General features: G+C 72.1%; 18 protein-coding genes. 9 read left to right on the top strand and 9 right to left on the bottom strand.

Features of this window, described 5'->3' with window-relative positions; all coding sequences use genetic code 11:
* A partial coding sequence (locus TR50_RS37565; RefSeq protein ID WP_042433184.1) for a DUF4190 domain-containing protein occupies window positions 1-548 on the top strand: 548 nt, incomplete at its 5' end.
* 161 nt (window positions 549-709) lie between these two features.
* Here TR50_RS37565 and TR50_RS37560 read toward each other — a convergent pair.
* Window positions 710-1063: a hypothetical protein gene (locus tag TR50_RS37560; RefSeq protein ID WP_042433207.1), complete on the bottom strand. Its 354-nt coding sequence runs from the start codon at window positions 1061-1063 to the stop codon at window positions 710-712.
* Between the two features lie 144 nt (window positions 1064-1207).
* On the opposite strand from TR50_RS37560, the gene TR50_RS37555 reads away from it, so the two are divergent.
* Window positions 1208-1858 (top strand): maleylpyruvate isomerase family mycothiol-dependent enzyme, encoded by a 651-nt coding sequence (locus TR50_RS37555; protein WP_042433181.1) that lies wholly within the window; start codon window positions 1208-1210, stop codon window positions 1856-1858.
* A 45-nt stretch (window positions 1859-1903) separates the two neighbouring features.
* On the opposite strand, the gene TR50_RS37550 is transcribed toward TR50_RS37555, so the two are convergent.
* From TR50_RS37550 to TR50_RS37525, 6 genes are all read right to left on the bottom strand, one after another.
* Window positions 1904-2476: an Rv1733c family protein gene (locus TR50_RS37550; RefSeq protein WP_152648847.1), complete on the bottom strand. Its 573-nt coding sequence runs from the start codon at window positions 2474-2476 to the stop codon at window positions 1904-1906.
* A gap of 105 nt (window positions 2477-2581) precedes the next feature.
* Window positions 2582-3088 (bottom strand): pyridoxamine 5'-phosphate oxidase family protein, encoded by a 507-nt coding sequence (locus TR50_RS37545; protein ID WP_236654753.1) that lies wholly within the window; start codon window positions 3086-3088, stop codon window positions 2582-2584.
* Window positions 3089-3107: 19 nt separating this feature from the next.
* Window positions 3108-5279 (bottom strand): alpha-galactosidase, encoded by a 2172-nt coding sequence (locus tag TR50_RS43750; RefSeq protein ID WP_084701663.1) that lies wholly within the window; start codon window positions 5277-5279, stop codon window positions 3108-3110.
* Window positions 5280-5411: 132 nt separating this feature from the next.
* Window positions 5412-7220 carry an alkaline phosphatase family protein gene (locus tag TR50_RS37535; RefSeq protein WP_042433172.1) on the bottom strand — a complete coding sequence of 603 codons (1809 nt, stop codon included), beginning with the start codon at window positions 7218-7220 and terminating at the stop codon, window positions 5412-5414.
* 151 nt (window positions 7221-7371) lie between these two features.
* Complete coding sequence (locus TR50_RS37530; RefSeq protein WP_084701661.1) at window positions 7372-8151, bottom strand: class I SAM-dependent DNA methyltransferase; 780 nt, start codon at window positions 8149-8151, stop codon at window positions 7372-7374.
* A 52-nt stretch (window positions 8152-8203) separates the two neighbouring features.
* Entirely contained in the window at window positions 8204-8677 is a 474-nt protein-coding gene (locus TR50_RS37525; protein WP_042433168.1) for an SRPBCC family protein, read from the bottom strand.
* A 150-nt stretch (window positions 8678-8827) separates the two neighbouring features.
* Between TR50_RS37525 and TR50_RS37520 the strand changes: the two genes are divergently transcribed.
* From TR50_RS37520 to TR50_RS37510, 3 genes are all read left to right on the top strand, one after another.
* Window positions 8828-9379, top strand: a complete 552-nt coding sequence (locus TR50_RS37520) for a TIGR03086 family metal-binding protein (RefSeq protein WP_052441783.1) — start codon at window positions 8828-8830, stop codon at window positions 9377-9379.
* 49 nt (window positions 9380-9428) lie between these two features.
* Window positions 9429-10175 (top strand): tyrosine-protein phosphatase, encoded by a 747-nt coding sequence (locus TR50_RS37515; protein WP_042433166.1) that lies wholly within the window; start codon window positions 9429-9431, stop codon window positions 10173-10175.
* Between the two features lie 95 nt (window positions 10176-10270).
* A complete protein-coding gene (locus TR50_RS37510) occupies window positions 10271-11299 on the top strand; it encodes a MerR family transcriptional regulator (RefSeq protein WP_042433163.1) in 1029 nt (342 codons plus the stop codon).
* A gap of 74 nt (window positions 11300-11373) precedes the next feature.
* On the opposite strand, the gene TR50_RS37505 is transcribed toward TR50_RS37510, so the two are convergent.
* Window positions 11374-12531, bottom strand: a complete 1158-nt coding sequence (locus tag TR50_RS37505) for an acyl-CoA dehydrogenase family protein (protein ID WP_042433161.1) — start codon at window positions 12529-12531, stop codon at window positions 11374-11376.
* Between the two features lie 147 nt (window positions 12532-12678).
* The gene (locus tag TR50_RS46205; RefSeq protein WP_052441782.1) at window positions 12679-14880 is read right to left on the bottom strand and encodes an N-acetylmuramoyl-L-alanine amidase; all 2202 of its coding nucleotides are present in this window, start codon (window positions 14878-14880) and stop codon (window positions 12679-12681) included.
* A gap of 280 nt (window positions 14881-15160) precedes the next feature.
* Here TR50_RS46205 and TR50_RS37495 point away from each other — a divergent pair, with 280 nt between their 5' ends.
* The 4 genes from TR50_RS37495 (at window position 15161) to TR50_RS37480 (ending at window position 19312) form a co-directional block, all read left to right on the top strand.
* A complete protein-coding gene (locus TR50_RS37495; RefSeq protein WP_042433158.1) occupies window positions 15161-16105 on the top strand; it encodes an aldose 1-epimerase family protein in 945 nt (314 codons plus the stop codon).
* A gap of 76 nt (window positions 16106-16181) precedes the next feature.
* Window positions 16182-16937: a rhomboid family intramembrane serine protease gene (locus TR50_RS37490; RefSeq protein WP_042433155.1), complete on the top strand. Its 756-nt coding sequence runs from the start codon at window positions 16182-16184 to the stop codon at window positions 16935-16937.
* A 144-nt stretch (window positions 16938-17081) separates the two neighbouring features.
* A complete protein-coding gene (locus TR50_RS37485; protein WP_042433151.1) occupies window positions 17082-17843 on the top strand; it encodes a response regulator transcription factor in 762 nt (253 codons plus the stop codon).
* Complete coding sequence (locus tag TR50_RS37480; protein ID WP_042433149.1) at window positions 17840-19312, top strand: sensor histidine kinase; 1473 nt, start codon at window positions 17840-17842, stop codon at window positions 19310-19312. The genes TR50_RS37485 and TR50_RS37480 overlap by 4 nt, the downstream gene beginning before the upstream one ends.
* Window positions 19313-19362 lie beyond the last annotated feature (50 nt).

Below are 19362 nucleotides of genomic sequence, written 5' to 3'. Positions count from 1 at the left end.
CCCCGATTGGTCTGATCTGCGGTGTCGTCGGGCTCTTCCAGGTCCTGCGCAGTGGCCAACGCGGCAAGGGGCTGGCGATTCTCGGGATCGTCGGGTCCATTGTCTGGGGACTGGTCGTCATCAACATGTTTGCCATAACCAGCGGCCCCTCCCGACTGCCGGGAGGCGGTGTCAGTCACGCTCAGTACGCCGCTCTGGACGATGTGAGGACGGGCGACTGCTTCCTGTGGCCCAACCACACACTTCAGGCGGATGCGCCTGTGCAGTTGGTGCCCTGCGATCAACCGCACGAGGCCCAGGTCTACGGATCGAGCGACCTCACAGGATGGACGGACTTCACGGACGACGGCGCATTGCAGGCCGAGGCGCAGCGCCGATGCAACGCGGCAGCCACGAGGTATCCCACAGGCACGGGCATGGCAAACGAGGTCATCTACCCAGCCAGCCAAGGCTGGTTCACGGTCAGTCGGCAGGTCTCCTGCCTTTTCACGACCGTTACCGGGAGCACGACGACGTTCGTCCGTCCGCAGACCGGCAGCGGAAGCTGAGGGACCGTCCATGAGCCGTCAGAGGTTGGCCGGCGAGATTCGCTGAGCGGCATGCCACTTCCGGGCCAGGCGGAGCGGTGTCCAGCGGGGAAGCGGGAGAGCAGGTGGGGAAGAGCGCTGGCAGAGCCGAGCGGCGCGGTGCGGCGCGCCGAGCGCGGGCCTCAGCTGCGCTGCTTGCGGATCTCCTTGGCCCTGCGGTCGATGTCGGCCAGGAACCAGTCCGGCACCAGGCCGGTGGCCCGAAGGTGGAGGCGTTCCTCGTGGGTGAGGTTCTCCGAGGCCTGGTCGACGGCGAAGGCGTAGTCCATCTTCTGGTCGCTCATCTCGTCGCGGCGCATGTTGCCGCCCAGTCGCGCGGAGCCGCGGCCGCGTTGGGAGCCGAGCACGCCGAGCCAGCCGATCAGGCCGAGCTTGCGGGTGTGCTTGTCGACGTGGTCGCGGACGGCGAGCCAGCACAGCCGGTCGTCGTTGAGCTTCGGTACCGACGTCGGTCTCGACTGCTGTTTCCTGGCCATGGTCCCGCCCCCACGTTCGAAGATCGAAACGAGCACCAGCACGCTAGCACCGCGTTCTCCGTGGAGACAGGACACCAGCGGTCGCGGGCCGGGCCGGGCGGTGCTACTTGTTGGGGGAACCCCGTGGTACGGCCCGATGAGGTGATGGCGGTGGGTGCTGCCGGGAGTCCGTGGCCGCTGATTCACGCGGAGCGGGAGGCGTTGCTGAGCGACCTGGAGGGGGTCGGGCGGACGCCCGGGGTGTGGGGGACGCGGTCGCTGTGCGCGGAGTGGAGTGTGCACCAGGTCCTGGGGCACATGCTGTCGACGGCGATGATGACGCCGCCGCGCTTCGTGTTCGAGATGGCGAAGTCCGGGTTCAGGTTCCCGAAGTTCTCCGCCGCCGGGGTCGCGGAGTGGACGAAGGCGACGCCCGAGGAGACGCTCAAGGCGTTCCGGGCGGCGCAGGGGCGGACCACGGCGCCGCCCGGTCCGACGGAGGCGATGCTGGGGGAGGCGGTGGTGCACTCCGAGGACATCCGGCGGCCGCTCGGCCTGCGGCGGGTGTATCCCGAGGAGGCGCTGGTACGCACCGCGGACTTCTTCAAGGGGTCGAACCTGTTGATCGGATCGAAGAACCGGATCGCGGGGGTGCGGCTGAGGGCCGAGGACGTGGGCTGGACGCACGGGGAGGGCCCTGAGGTCCGTGGGCCGATGCTGTCGCTGGTGATGACGATGACGGGCCGCTCGGCGCATCTGGAGGACCTGGCCGGGGACGGGCTGGCGGAGTACAGCGCGCACGTGTCGGGGGCGTGATCCGCTGCCGGCGGCGACGAGGGCGGGACGGCCGCGCCTGCGGCCTCAGGCGCGGTGGGTCCACTCCGGCTCGACCTTGGCCCACTCGTTCTCCCAGGACTTCCACGCGCAGGCGTCGATGCGGTGCCGGGAGTAGGCGTAGCCGCCGGAGAGCAGCAGGACCGCGCCGGAGAAGACGGCCAGGGAGTAGGTCGCGGCGCTGCCCGCGCTCTGCACGGCGGGGATCGGGTCCGGCTGCGGTGCCTCCTGGGCGTTGACCCAGATGCTGACGTGGTCGCCCGGTGCGGTCGCGGGCGGGACCGGGGCCTGTTCGCGGTAGGAGTGGCCGGCGTCGGTCCAGGTGAGTGTGGAGATCCAGGTGTCGACGCCCGCGGAGACGGGCTGGGTCGCGGCGACGGCGTCGACCTGGTGCAGGCCGGCGGCCTGCTTGGCGGCTTCGGCGCGGCCGTCCGCGTAGAGGTGGAGGCCGAGCAGCACGGTGAGCGCGGCGGCGAGGGCGAGGGCGAGAGCGAAGACCACGCGCACCCAGAAGCGCAGCGAGTCCGTGCGGCGGTGCAGCGGATTACGGCGGCGCGGCACCGGCGCCTTCGGTTGTGGTGCTACCGACGGTGTGGCCATCCCACCGCCTCCCAACCGCTACGTCCACGAACGTCCATATGCAGTGGGGACACCGGACGCACCCGACCGCATCCGGTTCTATGGTCATGCCCTGGGGCCGGTGTTTCAACCCTTGTGACCCGTGCGACGGGGGTCGCAAGGAGCTGTCCATTCCGTTTTCGCGCCGAAGCCGCGGGAGTTGTCGATCAGGCGCAGCCAACTCGGCCGCAGCTCCCACAGGGCGGTCGCGGCCAGTGCCGCGCCGAGGCGTTCATCGGCTGTGACGAAGGGGAAGCGCTGCGTGTACGCGGCGAAGGCCGCGGCGCGTTCGGCGCTGTCGTCGGGGAGGCGGCGGACCAGGCCGCGGCCCTGGACGCCGGTCAGCTCGGTCCACTGCTGGCCGTCGGCCTGGGCGGTGAAGGCGGCCCGCGGATCGGCCGCGAGTCCGCGCCCGTGGCGGGTGGCGGGGGACGTGACGAAGACCAACGAGCCCCCTTCGGTGACCGCGTAGAGCACGGCACAGGCCTGGGGGCCGTCGGCGTCGGTGTAGGCGAGGGTCAGCGTGGTGAGCGCACGGAGGGCCGTGAGGATGGCCGTGGGGCTGGCCGTGGGGCTGGCGTCGTCGGTCGTCACGGCCCCCATGCAATCACGCTCACTCGGGGGCGAGCAGGCTCCAGGTCTGGTTCGCGCCCGCGTCGGCGGGCCACTGGAGGATCGAGGTGCCGTTCGACCGCCCGCTGTTGTTCAGGTCGATCAGCTGCCCGTCGTAGGAGCTGCGGAACTGCACCAGGTTGGGGCCCGCGTCCAGCACGGTCCAGCGGGAGTTGCTGTTGCCGTCGTCGTGGTACTGGATCAGCTGCGCGCCTTGGACGGTGGTCGGTCCGGGGATGTTGAGCAGCTTGCCGCTGTTCGCGTTGACGATGGTGACCGCGCCGCCGGACTGGGCGACGAAGGACCAGCGCTGGTCCGCCGCGCCGTTGTCCTGCCACTGCAGGATCGAGGCGTTGTCCGAGGTGGAGTCGTTGTTGACGTCCATCCGGCCGCCGGTGGCGCCGTTGACGATGCGGTACTGCTGGCCGGGCACGAGCACCGGCACCAGCTTCCACACCTGGGTGGCCGCGCCGTTCGCCGGCTGCTGGACCACGGCGGAGCCGCTGACGTCCAGGGCCTGGCCGTCCGACTTGGCGGTGACCGTGTAGCCGCCGGAGCCGTTCGGGGTGAACGTCCACTGGGAGTTGGCGGCGTGGTCGTCGGGGTACTGGATCAGCTGGGTGCCCGCGGTGGTGCTGCCGCCGGGGATGTTGGCGAGTTCGCCGCTGGCGACATCCGCGATCCGGTAGCCGTTGTTCCCGGCCGGGGCGAGCTGCCACTGCTGGTCCGTGCCGCCGGTCGCCGCCGCGGTGACCAGCGAGGAGCCGTTGGTGTCGAGGTACTGGCCGGTGGCGGCGTTGACCACGTTGTAGTGCAGCGTCGTGAACGCGTCGCCCGCCGCCGGGGTGATCCGCAGCAGGCGGGAGGCGTGGGCGGCCAGCGAGGCGGAGAAGGAGCCGGTGGAGCTGCCGAGGTCGGCGCCGCTCCACAGGTCCTGGACGTCGGCCGCGCCGCTGAAGCCGAGGTCGGCGAAGTGCGCGGTGGCGGTCGCGGTTCCGGAGCCGAGGTTGAACAGGGCGACGGTGTAGCTGCCGTCGGCGTTGGCCGCGCTCCACACCTGCTGCTGGGCGACCTGGTCCATCGGGTGGGCGGGGACGCCGGCCTGGTCGACGGCGATGACCCGGTCGTTGGTGAGCAGCGAGAGGTCGGTCGGGTCGAGGTTGGTGAGGTCGGTTCCGAGCAGCAGCGGCGCGCCCTCGATCGCCCACAGCGTCAGCTGCGTGCGGCGCTCGTCCAGCGTCAGACCGTCGTTGGATCCGTTGCCGACCTCGAGCGAGTCCAGGTCGTTCCAGCCGCCGGGGCCGGCGAAGGGGATCCACTTGGGCACGTCCGAGAAGCGGGCGGCGACGTTGTTCCAGTCGGTCAGCGGGTAGGAGCCGGAGCCGCAGTAGCACTCCACGTCGCCCTCGACGCGCCAGCCGTTGGCGTACTGGCGCCAGGTGGCGGCGTTGGCCGGGTCGAGGCTGTTGGACAGCTCCAGGTGGATCGGGCGGCCGCTCTGGTTCAGCGCCTGGGACCAGTGCTGGATGTCGGCGACGTCCCAGTCGCCGACGCCGTCGATCTTCAGGTAGTCGACCCCATAGGAGGCCAACTGGTCGGCCCAGGAGTTGAGATAGGCCTGCGCGGCGGCCGGGTTCTTGTTGTAGTCGATGTAGTACATCGACCCGGAGCCGTAGTTGTAGTTGGTCTCGTAGCCCGTGGTGTTGGAGACGATGTCACGGGCGTGCCAACTGGTGCCCTGGATGGGCGTGTTCTGGTTGTACGCGGCGACCGGGATGCCGGGGGTGAGGTACATCCCGAACTTCTCGCCGAGGTTGTGGACGTAGGAGCCCACCGCGCCCATGCCGTCGGGGAATCGGCTGCCGTCGGTGACCCAGCGGCCGTAGGAGTCGACGGTGTTCGCGGGGTTGAGGTACCAGAAGTCGTCCACGTTGACGTACCGGTATCCGTGGGCGAGGAGGCCGCTGTTCTTCAACGCCAGGGCCTGTGCCTCGATGTTCGCTTCAGTGGGATTGCTGCGGATGAAGCTCCAGCTGCTCCAACCCATCGGCGGCATCGGTGCGACGCCGTTCGACTCGGCATGCGCCGCATCGGCGCTGCCCGGAACCAGTCCGAGCAGCGCCGATGCCAGCACCGTGCAGCCGGTCAGTAAAGTGCGGACCCTTCGGTGCATGGTGACCCTTCCCTGACAGAAGTCAACAGGACCAAACGAAGTTCAACGCCATGGGCATTTCACAGGGTCCGCAGGCAGGCGTCAATAGGTGAGGCGGCGTCAGGTTCCGCTCAGGTCAGACCAAGCCGACGGTCAGCCGACGGTCAGGCGGAACGGTCCGGCCAGCACGCCGTAGCCGTCGTTGGCCAGGAAGTACACGTCGTAGCTGCCCGCGCCGCTCAGCTTGCTGGTGGAGAACGTGGCCGCGCCGCTCTGGTTCGGGGTGTAGGCCCAGGTGAGCGAGGACTGCGCGCCGGGCTTCACGCCGGCCGGGTAGATCCCGATCCAGTTCTTCGCGCTGACCTGCGCGGTGGACGGCAGCGAGTAGCGGAAGGTCACGTTGCCGCCGTTGCTCACCGCGTTGAGGTCGCCGGTCAGCGTCGGGGTGGTCGCGGTGGACGGGGCGAACGCGTCGTTCAGCGGCGTCGCGTAGGTGTCGTTCGCCGTCAGGCCCGGCAGGCCGAGGGCGGACTCGATGGTGCGGCCGACGCTGTAGTGGTCGTAGTGGGTCGGGCTGGTGGTGTCGGCCGGCACCGTGCCCTGCGAGCCCACCGCGACGGTGGCCACGTGGTCGTAGCCCTCGTTCTCGCTCTCGTCCCAGGTGAGCAGGATCAGCGAACGCTGCTGGGTCCAGGCGGGGGAGGACATGATCGGCGCGAGGGTCTGCTGGAGCCAGCCGTCCTGCGTCTTCAGGCTGGTGGAGCTGCCGTTGCCGGAGGACTCGCCGTCGTAGTAGTCGTCCGCGGCGATCCAGGAGAAGTTCGGCGTGGTGGCGGCCGACTTGAGGTCCGTGGTCAGCTGCGTGGTGTCGAACAGGTGCGCCGCGCAGCGGGCCTGGTTGCCGCTGATGTCGGTGTAGTTGATGAACGGCGCGTCGTCGGGCTCGTAGTAGCTGTCGGAGCCGCCGCTGGTCTTGTTGCAGGGGGTGACCATGCCCTGCTCGTAGGCCTTCCAGGTCTTGCCCGCGGCCTCGATCGTGTCGCCCAGGTTCCGCTCGGGCGAGTTGATGTTCGGGAAGTAGGTGGCGCCCTGGGTGTAGGTGTCGCCGCCCGCGATGGCCAGGTAGTTCTCGTCGCTGGGGTGGTAGACCGCGTGCGAGTCGGTCATCGTCGCGCCCTTGGCCATCAGGCTGTGGATGAACGGCGTGTCCGTCGGGTCGTTCATGACCTCGGAGTAGTCCGTGTTCTCCATCATGACGGTGAACACGTGGTCGTAGCCGGGCACCTGGGAGACCGGCGCGGTCAGCACCGGGGCGGCGACCGGGGTGTCCAGGGTCAGCGACAGGTTGTCGAGGTAGCCGGCCTCGTGGGAGGTGCTGAGGAACTGCACCTCGACCTGGATGTGCCGGGTTCCGGCGGGCACGGAGCCGGTGGCGCTGCGCGAGAGGAACTTGGTCGAAAGGCCGCGGTCGGTGGCGGAGACCGTCGGCAGCTTGGCGGTGGCGCCGACCGGGTTGCCGTTCGCGTCCTGGAAGTGCAGGCTCACGGCGACGTAGCCGCTGTAGACGGTCCAGCCGCCGAGCCAGCCGGACAGGTTGTAGTGCACGCCGCCGCCGTCGATCGCCGAGGCTGCGGAGGAGACGTCGACGTTCTGGCTCATCGAGCCGTCGCCGAAGTTGCCCGGCGCGAAGAACGCCTTGCCGGGGGTGTTGCCGTCGCTGGGCAGCCCGAAGGAGGCGACCGACTGGCACATGACGTTGATGCCGCCGGCCTGGGTGGTCCAGCCGGGCACGGTGGTGGCCGCACTCCAGTCGTTGGTGCAGTACCCGCCGGCCTCGGCGTCGCCGTTGACGATCAGGTTGCCGCTGGTCCCCGCCGCCTGGGCGGCAGGGGCGGGGGCGGCGAAGATCAGCGTGCCAAGGAGGGCGGTCAGGCCGCCGAGAGCGCTCCGGCGCAGTCGCATGGTGTACCTCGTCCCGTCGTGAGGTGGTGCTGGCTGTGCGTCATGGACGGGACATAAGTACAGGCCGACGTTGTCCTTCGGAAGAATGCGGACCAAACTTGATTGGACAAGTTATGGGACGGGCGGCTCAGACTTGACTAGACAAGCTTGACTAGACAAGTTTGCGCCAGGCGTAGGCGGCGGAGACCGGGACGCCCCGGAAGCGCTCCCACTTCGGCTTGCGCGCCACCCACGCGTCCCCGACCGGCTCCTCGCGCAGCTCGGCCAGCGTCCACCCGGCCGCGAGACCGGCCGCGACGTGGTCGCTCACGTAGTGCAGGTGCGTGGAGATCGCCGTCTCGGTGCCGTCGGCGGCGGTGAAGTGGGTCGGCATCCCGGCCGTCATGATGAACTGCGGGTGCAGCCCGACCAGCACGAACAGTCCGCCCGGCGCGGCCAGCCGGAACGCCTCGCGGTAGAGCGGGCGGAGGTCCGGCAGGTGCTCGTCGACCAGCGACGTGATCACCAGCGGGTAGGCGTCGCCGGGAAGCCCCGTGTCCGCGAGGTCGGCCTCGACCAGCCTCTCGTGCGCGCCCCGGGCACGGGCCCGGTCCAGCATCTGCGGGGTGAGGTCCACGCCGTCGACCGTGCCCACGCCCTGCGCGCGCAGCCAGGCGCCCGTGCGGCCGGTGCCGCACCCGAGGTCGGCGGCGCGCGGCAGCTCCCGCCAGCGCGGGACGGTGAGGGAGGCGAGGACGTCGACGTCCATCAGGTCCTCGACGGTGTCCTCGTAGCTGTCCACCCAGCCGGCGTAGCCGGTGCGGACGTCCACCACCGGATAGCCCCGGGAGTCGAAGTGCGCGCGGAAGGCGTCGGAGTGCCGGTCTGTCCGGGAACGACGGTCCGTCTGGGAGGGCTGGTCTGTCTGGGAACGAGGGGAATCGGCGACCATGTCCGCAGTCTCCGTGACCGCGACGGTGGCACGCGAGTCAATTTGCGGCGGCTCAGTCGCTCTCCTCCGCCTCCTCGGCCTCCTGCATCCACGGGTCCGGGCCCGGGTCGCCGCCTTCGGCGAGGACGGCGAGGCGGGCCAGGTAGTGCTCCCAGCCATCCTGGTGCGGCAGGCGGGCGTGCTCCGGCAGCGAAGAGTGGGTGAGCGTGAGCGCGGTGCCCTCCGCGTCCGGCGCGAGGTCGACCTTGACCTGGCTGCTGCCGGGCGGCACCGGGTCGCCCTCGTTCTCCCAGCCCCAGGAGAAGACGATCCGCCGGTAGGGCTCGACCGTGGTGAAGGTGCCGGCGGCGATCGCGTCGCCGACGACGCGCAGCCGGTAGACGCCGCCGGGACGCGGCTCGAAGTAGCCCTCGACGCCCTGCCAGGAGAGCCGGCGGTCGTGCTCGGTGAAGCAGGCGTAGACCGTCTCGGGCGGGGCCTTGATCCGCCGCTTGATGACGACGGCGCCCTCGGGGGTGATCGTCACGGCTCCGCCTCCTTGGCTCCGCGGCCTCCCCGTCGACTCGTTCCCATCCCACCACGGATGGCACGCCGTCGCGAGGCGGTTCCAGGCGGTTGCCGACACACTGGGCTGCGGCGTGCGCACCATCGCTCTTCGCCGGAGGAGATCCGTCCCATGCAGTACGAACCCACCCCTGTGGAGCTGGCCGACCGGCTCACCCGTGCCGCCCGAGGGCTGCAGGACCTCGCGACCGAGCGCCGGCTGGCGGGCAAGCGCGGGCGGCCCACGCCGTGCGGGCGCCTCGACGTCCACCGGCTGTGCGAGCACCTGCTCGCCACGATGGTCCGCAGCACCTACGCCGCCGCGAGGAAGCCCGTCCCCGAGGGCGCGCCCGTCACGCTGACGGACGCGCCCTGGCGGGTGTATCCGCCGGTCGTCGACCGGCTCGTCGCCGCCTGGTCGAAGCCGGCCGCGTGGGAGGGCGAGGGGGTGCGGGAGGGCGAGCTCGCGGTCCTGGAGCTGACCGTCCACGGCTGGGACCTGGCGCAGGCCACCGGGCAGGGCTTCAAGGCGGCGGACGACGTGGTCGCCACGGCCGCGGCGGCCGCGGAGCGGCTCGCCCCGCAGGCCCGCGCCACCGGCGCGTTCGGTCCGGAGCTGCCCGCCCCGGTCGGCGCCACCGCGCTGGAGCGGCTGCTCGCCTTCACCGGCCGCCAGGCCGGCTGACGGTCGGCGCAGGGCTGACGGCGGTGATCATGCTGGCTAGGGTGGCGGCATGTCGACACCTGACCGGCACATCGCGTTCGAGGCTCTGCACAACTTCCGTGACCTGGGCGGCTACCGCGCCGCCGACGGGCGGCCGCTGCGCTGGGGGCGGCTCTACCGCTCCGACTCGCTCGGCAAGTTGACCAGCGAGGCCGACCTGTCGGCGTTCGCGGCGCTCGGCGTGCGCACCGTGATCGACCTGCGCCACGGCTTCGAGATCGAGGCGCGCGGCCGCGTCCCCGAGCGGACCGGAGTGACCTGGCACCACCTCAGCATCGAGCACCGCCCGTACGACCAGGCGACGTTGGGACCGGAGGTCAAGGCCGGGCCCTACCTAGCCGAGCGGTTCCGGGAGGTCGCCGAGGACGGCGTGGCGGAGATCCGGCGGGCGCTGGACGTCATCGCGGATCCGGACTCCGGCCCGCTGGTCTTCCACTGCGCCTCCGGCAAGGACCGTACGGGCCAGCTCGCCGCCACCGTCCTCGCCCTGCTGGGCGTCGACGAGGACGACATCGTCGCCGACTTCGAACTCACCCACCGGATCCGCGCGCTGCTGCGCGCCTCGCACGTGGCCAACCACGGGAGCGAGCCGACCTGGCCCGACTACGGCCATGCGCCGGCGGAGGTGATGGAGCGCTTCCTCGCCGGTCTCACCGCCGACTACGGCTCGGTGCGCGGCTACGCGGAGAAGCGCCTCGGCGTGGACGAGGCCCTGGTCGAACGGCTGCGGGAGACCCTGCTGGAGCCGTCGGCGTAGCGGGACGCCGGGCGGTCGTTGACCTTCACCCTGGGGCAAGGCGCAGCATCGTCGGCATCGGGCCCGGGTCGGGCCCGGTGCGAGGAGGGCGGGACATGGCGGAGCCGTTGACCATCGGAGCCTTCGCGCGGCTGGCCGAGCTCACCCCGAAGGCGCTGCGGCTCTACGACGAGCTGGGGCTGCTGCGTCCCGCGCACGTCGACCCGGCGTCCGGCTACCGGTACTACGAGCCGGCCCAGTTGGAGCGGGCCCGGCTGGTCGCCCGGCTGCGTCTGCTCGGCATGCCGCTGGCGCGGATCACCTCGGTCTGCACGCTGCCGCCCGAGGCGGCGGCCGCCGAGGTCGCCGCGTACTGGGCGCAGGTCGAGCACGACACCGAGTCCCGACGCCGGTTGGCGCACCTCCTCGCGGACCATCTGAAGGGGAAGGAACCCGCCACGATGAACACCACTGTCCTCAGCCTGAGCTGCGCCGCCGCGTCCGACAGCGGCCTGGTCCGGGAGACGAACCAGGACACCGCCCACGCGGGCCCGGGCCTGCTGGCCGTCGCCGACGGCTACGGCCCCTCGGGCGCGCGGGCGAGCACACTCGCCGTCGACGCGCTGAAAGCCCTGTCGGGTCCGCCGGAGTCGGGTCTGCCGGCCGCCGTGGAGGCGGCGAACCGCGACATCGCCGGGCTGGACGAGTCGGGGACGACGCTCACCGCGCTGGTGTGGGCCGGATCCGAGCTCGCCCTGGTGCACGTCGGCGACTCGCGCGCGTACCTGCTGCGCGGCGGAGAGCTGTTCCGGCTGACCACGGACCACTCCCAGGTCCGCACGTTGGTCGACGAGGGCCGTCTGACCGAGGAGGAGGCCGCCGCGCACCCGCAGCGGGCGCTGCTGACCCGGGCGCTCGACGGACGGGAGGGCAGCGGCGTGGACGTGTCGACGCGTCAGGCCCAGCCGGGCGACCGCTACCTGCTCTGCTCCGACGGGCTCTCGGCGGTGCTGCCGGAGGCGGAGATCCGCCGGGCGCTGGTCGCGGCCGAGGACCCGGAGGCGGCGGTGCGGGAGCTGGTCGCGCTCGCGCGCAGGGCCGGCGGCCCGGACAACGTCGCCGCCGCCGTCGGGGACGTCGCGTAGGACGCGCGAGGGGCGCGGGGAGAGATCCCCGCGCCCCTCGGTCGTCCTGCCGACGCTCTGACTGCAGGCCCGGACTACAGGCCGAGCGACTTGGCGATGACCATCTTCATGACCTCGCTGGTGCCGCCGTAGATGCGGAAGACGCGGTTGTCCGCGTAGAGGCGCGCGATCGGGTACTCGAGGATGTAGCCGTAGCCGCCGTGCAGCTGGAGGCAGCGGTCGACGACGCGGCTGCAGACCTCGGTGGTGAACAGCTTGGCCTTGGCGACGTCGGCGGGGGTCAGGTCGCCGGTCTCGAAGGCCTCCAGGGCGCGGTCGACGACCGCCTGCGCCGCGTCGACCTCGGCCTCGCAGGCCGCCAGCTCGAACTTGGTGTTCTGGAACGACGCGACGGACTGGCCGAAGACCTTGCGGTCCTTGGTGTAGGCCACGGCCAGGTCGACGGCCGCGCGGGCGGAGGCGTAGGCGCCGACGGCGATGGCGAGGCGCTCCTGGACCAGGTTGTGGGCGAGGTAGGAGAAGGCCTTGCCCTCCTCGCCGAGGAGGTCCTCGACGGGGACCTTGACGTCGACGAAGGAGAGCTCGCCGGTGTCGGAGGTGCGCAGGCCGATCTTGTCGAGCTTGCGGCCGACCGAGTAGCCCGGGAGGGTCGTGTCGACGCAGAGGATGGACAGGCCGCCGCGGCGGTCCTCCGGCGTGGCCGGGGAGGTGCGCGCGATGACCAGGACCAGGTCGGCCTGGACGCCGCCGGTGATGAAGGTCTTGGCGCCGTTGAGGACGTAGTGGGCGCCGTCCTCGGAGAGCTTGGCGGTGGTGGTCATGCCGGCCAGGTCGGAGCCGGTGCCCGGCTCGGTCATGGCGATGGCGGTCATCATCTCGCCGGAGACGAACTTGGGGAGCCAGCGCTTCTTCTGCTCCTCGTTCGCGTACTCCATGATGTACGGCAGGCAGAGGCCGGTGTGCACGCCGGCGGAGCCGAAGCTGACGCCGGCGCGGGCGCACTCCTCGGTGACGACGGCCTGGTACTTGAAGCCGGTCATGCCCGCGCCGCCGAACTCCTCCGGCACCTCGATGCCGAAGACGCCCAGCTCGCCGAGCTTCAGGTAGAAGTCCTTGGGCGCGTGGCCGTCCTTCTCCCACTCCGGGTAGACCGGCACGACCTCCTTGGCGATGAAGTCGCGGATGGTCTCCCGGAACGCCTCGTGGTCCTCGGTGTAAACGGTGCGGCGCACGACGGCGCTCCTCTCCTGGAAAGCTTGTCGAACGAACGTTAAGTTAATGAGGAGTAGCCCTCCTGTCCAGACTGCCGCGATGTGAGAACGGGCGCACGTCGAAGCCCCGGGCGCGCAAGGTCGGCGCGTCCGGGACTGAACGAGCGCTCAGCCCGCGGTGGTGGCGGACGTGGCGGTGGGGGAGGTGGCGGCGGGAACGGCCGTGGGAGGCGAGGCCGGGGCGATCAGCTGCACGTCCGAGGCGCGGACGAAGGCGAGCCGGTGGTCGAACCGGATGGGGTAGTACTGCGTCGTCCCGATGACCACGGTGCAGGCCGCCGCGCCGGAGGCGTCCGCGCAGCCGAAGCCGGCGGTGAAGAAGTCGCCGCTCACCTGGGAGCTCGCGAGGTACGCCTGGCCGGGGGCGATGGTGTCCGCCAGCGGCGTGAGCTGCTGGGCCGGTGAGGCGGCGAGCGAGGCCAGGGCGGACGGGTAGGCGGAGGACTCGGGGTAGGCGCGGTCGAAGACCGGGATCGGCTGGTCGCCGGTCGGGGTGACCAGCGTCAGCGCGGCGCCGGCCGCCGGGTCGGGCACGAGGGTGTCGCGCCAGCCCGGGTCCTCGAACCAGGCCTCCTGGCCGCCGTACCAGACGCCGACCCAGCCGCCGTCGCCGCCCGCGTCCGGGGCGACCCCGGCGACGACGAAGGTCTGCCCGTACGCGGCCTTGTCGCTGTCGTCCGAGGCGGCGGTCGTGCCGCCGTTCAGCAGCGGCGCGTCCGAGGCGGGGGCATCGCGCAGGTAGACGAAGTTCGCCGGGTGCGAGGGGCAGGCGCGGCCCGCGCCGCCGCAGCCGGTGAGGTCCGGCTGGGTGATGCGGTCGTACGGCGGGGCGACGGTGACCGCGCCGCCCACCACCGGCTGCCGGTGCTGCCCGGTCAGCGGCGCGCCGACCAGGTCGAGCAGGCGGCTCCAGTCCCAGTACGGGGCCGCGTCGGCGTTCGTCGCGGAGCCGGAGTCGGAGGCGGTACCGGTGCCGGCGGGGACGTCGTCCTGGCCCAGCAGGTGCTGACGGTCCAGCGGGATGGCGAAGCGCGCCGCCAGGTAGCGGACCAGGGCGGCGGTGGACTCGTACGTGGACTCGGTGTACCAGGTGCCGGTGCGCAGCGCGAAGCCCTCGTCCTCGATGCCGATCGAGTGCGCGTCGACGGTCTTGCTGCCCGTGTGCCAGGCGACGTCGCGCGTGGGGACCAGCTGCGTCACCGAACCGTCGCGGCCGACGAGGTAGTGGGCGCTCGCGTGGGAGGTCGGGTCCTGGGCGAAGGCGATCGCGCCCTCGCGCGACCCCTCGCTGTCGTGCAGCACCAGGTACTGGATGCCGTCGCCGTCGGTCGGGCGGTCGCCCTGCGCGTAGTCGCCGTAGTCCGTCGTCGTGCCGCCCTTGGCTGCGCCGCTCTTGGTTGCGCTGCTCTTGGCTGTGCCGCCCTTGGCTGTACCGCTGTTGGCGTTCTGCCGGTAGGCGGCGGGCGTGAAGGTGCAGGCGAGGTCGGACGGGCACTCCGGGGCGGCGCCGCCGTCGCCCGCGGTGGCCAGGGCGGCGAGCGCGCCGGCCAGCTGCGGCGGGCGCACGACCGGAGCGGCCGGGAGCGACACCTGCTGGTTGTCGTCGGTGAGCCGGGCGGCGCCGCGACGGACGACGTCGTAGACGCGTGCCGCGAACTGCTGGCCGGCGGAAGGGGTTTCGGCCTGCGCGTAGGCGACGACGGCCGGCCACCACTGCGCCGGGTCGGCGGGCAGGGACGCCTGGGCGCCCGTCTGGGGGTGCAGTCCGCGCTCGTAGGAGGCGAGCAGGGCCGCGCCGCCGCGCACGCTCTGGCGCATGTCCGTCTTCAGCCGCTGGGCGGTCACCCCGGCCAGCGCCGCCGCAGTCTGCAGGGTGTGCAGCGCGGGCGAGGCCATGTCGATCCGGCGCAGCTCGGTCAGGGAGTGGGCCGAGGGAAGCCGCGGGGCGTCGCCGCCCGCTGTGCCGTCGACGTCCGGCTGGACGGACGCGGCGAGGTCACCGGGGGAGACCTGGGTCAGCCCCATCACGTTGAAGTTGCCGGTGGTGCTCGGCCGCCCGCCGTGGGACTCCCACAGCGTCTCCTCGTAGGAAACCGCCATCAGCACCTGAAGCGGCACGTGGAACTCGGCCGCGGCCTCGGTGAAGTCGTGCTGGAGCGCGGTCGAGGGCCGGGCGGGGACGCCGGGCCAGGCCAGCGAACCGACGGCGGGCGCGGCCGTCGGGGTGGGTCCCTTGACGCCGCCGCGGTTCGGGGCGGCCTCGGCGACCGCACCGACCACCAGCGCGCCGGCTGCGAGCACGACGCCCATGCCGATCCAGCGCCGTGACCGTCTGCGGACGTGTCGAGCCGTCAACGCGTGCCTCTGCAAGTCTGTCGATGCCGCCGTGGAGGATTCCGCACGGCCGGGCCTACGGATGGTGCAGCAGTGGACCTGATGGTTCGTGAGAAGTATCGGTCGCAAGTGAGCGTGAGGTTAGCACTGGTGGGGTCGGGCACGGTCCTCGGGGTGAGGCCGGGAGGGCTCGGAAGCGGGCTCGGAACCGGGCTCGGGACCGACGTGCGGCGCCCGCGAATGCGAGGATGTGTTCATGGCGGATGCGAACCTCTCCCCGAACGGGCCGCAGCAGGTGCTCGAGGCCGGCGACTACCGCGCGGTGATCAACGGAGTCGGCGCCGGGCTGCGCGCCTTGAGCCACCGCGGGCGGCCGCTGGTGGTCAAGCACCCGGTGGAGAGCCAGCCGCCGGGCGGGGCCGGCCAACTGCTGATCCCCTGGCCCAACCGGGTCCGCGACGGCCGCTACCGCTGGCAGGGCGAGGACCGTCAGCTGGACCTGAGCGAGCCCGCCAACGGCAACGCCATCCACGGCTTCACCCGCTTCCTGCCCTGGCGCGTGGTCGCCGAGGACGCCGGGCACGAGAGCGCCTACGTCCGCTTCGGCCTGCGGCTCTACCCGATGCACGGCTACCCGCACATCCTGGAGCTCACCGCCCACTACGAGCTGAACGAGGCCGGGCTGACGGTCGAGATCGCCGTCCGCAACCAGGGCGACCACGCCGCCCCCTACGGTCTGGGCGTCCACCCGTACCTGACGCTGGGTCGCGGCCCCGGCAGCATCGACGAGGCGCTGCTGGAGGTCCCCGCGGAGACCTGGCTGCCGGTCGACGACCGCATGATCCCGACCGGGGCGCGCGAGCCGGTGGCCGCCACCCCGTACGACTTCCGCAAGCCGCGCGCCATCGGCGGCACGCGGCTGGACACCGCGTACACCGGCCTGACCCGCGACGCCGACGGGCTCGCCCGGGTCCGGCTCACGGACCCGGAGCACGGCCGCGGCGTCGAACTGCGGCTCGGGGAGGGCCTTGGCTGGGTGCAGCTCTACACCGGCGACACGCTGCCCGCCGCCTACCGCCGCGCGGGCATCGCCGTCGAGCCGATGAGCTGCCCGCCGAACGCGTTCGCGACAGGCGAGGACGTGCTCGCGATCGAGCCGGGCGCGCGGGTCGCGCACCGATTCGGTATCGGCGCGCTCTGACGCCGCCCGGCGGGCCGGTCCGCGTCCTACAGTGGCCTCACACGCAGGTGAGGGCAGGTGGAGGGGGAGGGGCCCGATGGCCGAACGACCGCTGTGGGCGCCGCAGGAGCTGGACACGCCGGAGAAGATGATCGCGGAGGCGCGCAAGGCGTTCTTCGTCATCTTCGGGTTCCTGGTGGTGATCTGGGCGCTGCAGATCCTCAACTGGGTGGACAGCCAGCGGCTGTCCTTCGAGTACGGCGTGATCCCGCACGACACCGACCGCCTGCCGGACATCTTCGCTGCGCCGTTCCTGCACTTCAGCTGGGCGCACATCGAGTCCAACTCGGGCCCGCTGTTCGTCTTCGGCTTCCTGGCCGCCTACCGCGGCGTGGTGCGGTTCCTGTGGCTGACGCTGCTGGTGACCGTCACCAGCGGGCTCGCGGTCTGGTTCTTCCAGGGCGGCGACACGGTGGGCGTCGGCGCCAGCGGCGTGATCTTCGGGTACTTCGGCTACGTGGTGCTGCGCGGGATCTTCGACCGGCACCTGATCGACACCCTGATCGGGCTGGTCATGGCGGCCTCGTTCGCCTACCTGGTCACCATCGCGGTCCCCGGCACGCCCGGCGTCAGCTGGCTCGCCCACCTCGGCGGCCTGGTCGGCGGCATCGCGGGCGCGTGGCTGCTGCGCGACCGGCGGCCGAAGGCCGTCGCGGCGGCGGGCGGCGGCACTTCCGCGGGTGGCGGCCCCGGCCTTCCCGCGCCGACGGCGGCCCCCGCGGGGCGGCAGCCCGCGCTGCCGGGCGACCGCGCGGACCTGCACAAGGAGCTGGGCGACCTCGGCCTGCTGTGAGCCTGCTGGGAGTTTGCGGTGAGCGGCCGGTGAGGCGCTCATGAGCCTCCGATGCGCCGGCTGAGGAAAACTCCCAGGGAACTCACAGCGGCGGCGTAGCGCCACCTCATCGATTTCTCATCCAGCATCGGCACGGTGTTCCGCATGACCACCACTCCGGCCGATGCCTCCTCCGAGCTCCGCCGTCCCGACGGCACCCCCGTGCGGGTGCTGGTCGTCGACGACGAGGCGCCCCTCGCCGACCTGCTCTCCATGGCCCTGCGCTACGAGGGCTGGCAGACCAGCACCGCGGGCGACGGCGCGTCCGCGATCCGCGCCGCCCGCGACTTCCGCCCCGACGCGGTGATCCTCGACGTGATGCTGCCCGACCTGAACGGCCTGGAGGTCATGCGCCGCCTCCGCGCCGAGCAGCACGACGTGCCGGTGCTGTTCCTGACCGCCAAGGACGCCGTCGAGGACCGCATCGCCGGCCTGACGGCCGGCGGCGACGACTACGTCACCAAGCCGTTCAGCCTGGAGGAGGTCGTCGCCCGCCTGCGCGGCCTGCTGCGCCGCAGCGGCGCGGCCGCGGCGCGCAGCGAGTCGCTGCTGGTCGTCGGCGACCTGACGCTGGACGAGGACAGCCGCGAGGTCCACCGCGCGGGCACGTCGATCCGCCTGACGGCGACCGAGTTCGAGCTGCTGCGCTTCCTGATGCGCAACCCGCGCCGGGTGCTGAGCAAGCCGCAGATCCTGGACCGGGTCTGGAACTACGACTTCGGCGGCCAGGGCAACGTCGTGGAGCTGTACATCTCCTACCTCCGCCGCAAGATCGACGCCGGGCGCACCCCCATGATCCACACCATGCGCGGCGCGGGCTACGTCCTCAAGCCGGCCCCGGTGGAGACCGCCGCGACCGCGTCATGATCCGCCCCTGGTCGACCTGGCCCCTCCGGGTGCGGCTGGTCGTCACCGTCACGCTCCTGCTGGGGACGCTGTTCGGAGTCATGGCCACGGTGACGACGATCCAGCTGCGCGGCCATCTCCAGGGGACGCTCAGCGACCAACTCGACGACGCCCTGGGCCGCGTCCGCGGCAGCCTGGTCCACAGCCCCGGAGGCGGCGGCAACTTCATGCAGGCTCCGGGGATCCGTGACGCCGTTGGCGTCGCCCTCGACTCCGGCGGCCAGGTGACCAGCGGCATCGCCGGGTCGAGCGCGAGCCTGACGCAGAAGCAGATCAACGCGCTGCGCTCGGTGCCCGCCGACGGCGCCGCGCATGCCGTCGAGGTGCCCGGCCTGGGGAGCTATCTGGTCAAGGTCGACACCGGTGCTCCAGGGATGCCGGGGCCGCGCACCCCGATCGCGGTGGGGCTGTCGGAGTCCTACGTGTCCGGTCCCGTCGACGACCTCATCGAGACCGAGGCGGTGCTGGGCGTCGCGGGCGTGATACTGGTCGGCTTCGTCGGCTTCGGGCTGATCCGGGTCTCGCTGCGGCCGCTCGACCGCGTCGCGGCGACCGCCGCGCGGATCTCGATGCTGCCGCTGCACGAGGGCGAGGTCGGGCGGCTGAACCGGGTGCCCGCTCAGGACACCGATCCGAGGACGGAGTCCGGGCTGGTCGGGGCGTCGCTGAACCGGATGATCGACCACGTGTCCGCCGCGCTGGAGGCGCGGCACGCCAGCGAGACGCGGGTGCGGCAGTTCGTCGCCGACGCCTCGCACGAGCTGCGCACGCCGCTCGCGTCGATCAAGGGCTATGCCGAGCTGACCCGGCGCAGCCGGGAGAGCGTGCCGCCGGACGCCGCCTACGCGCTGGGGCGCGTGGAGTCGGAGGCGACGCGGATGACCGCGCTCGTCGAGGACCTGCTGCTGCTCGCCCGCCTGGACGCCGGGCGTCCGCTGGAGCGGGAGCCGGTGGACCTCGCGCCGCTGGTCGTGGACGCGGTGCGCGACGCGCACGCGGCCGTGCCGGACCACCGGTGGGAGGTCCGGCTGCCGGACGACGCGGCCGAGGTCGTCGGGGACGAGAACCGGCTGCGGCAGGTGCTGGTGAACCTGCTGGCCAACGCGGGCAAGCACACGCCCGCCGGGACCACCGTGACGGCCTCGCTGACCCGCGAGGACCGCTGGGCGGTGCTGGCCGTCGCCGACGACGGGCCGGGGATCCCGCAGGAGTTGCTGCCCACCGTCTTCGAGCGCTTCGCGCGCGGCGACGGCTCGCGTTCGCGCAAGGCGGGCAGCACCGGGTTGGGGCTCGCCATCGTCGCGGCCGTCGTCGCCTCGCACGGCGGGCAGGTGTGGGTGACCAGCGAGCCCGGCGAGACGGTCTTCACCGTCCGGCTGCCGCTGGAGACCTCCCCGGCCTCCGTCGTGGCCGTCGCCGCGACGGGCTGACGGCGGGCGCACAGGAACGGCACACGCGTCCGACAGCGTGCTCGGGGAGC

The sequence above is a fragment of the Streptacidiphilus anmyonensis genome, from assembly GCF_000787855.1.
Classification (GTDB): domain Bacteria; phylum Actinomycetota; class Actinomycetes; order Streptomycetales; family Streptomycetaceae; genus Streptacidiphilus; species Streptacidiphilus anmyonensis.
The sequence above is the reverse complement of the archived record's forward strand: the minus strand, read 5'-3'. Positions and strand labels throughout refer to the sequence as shown.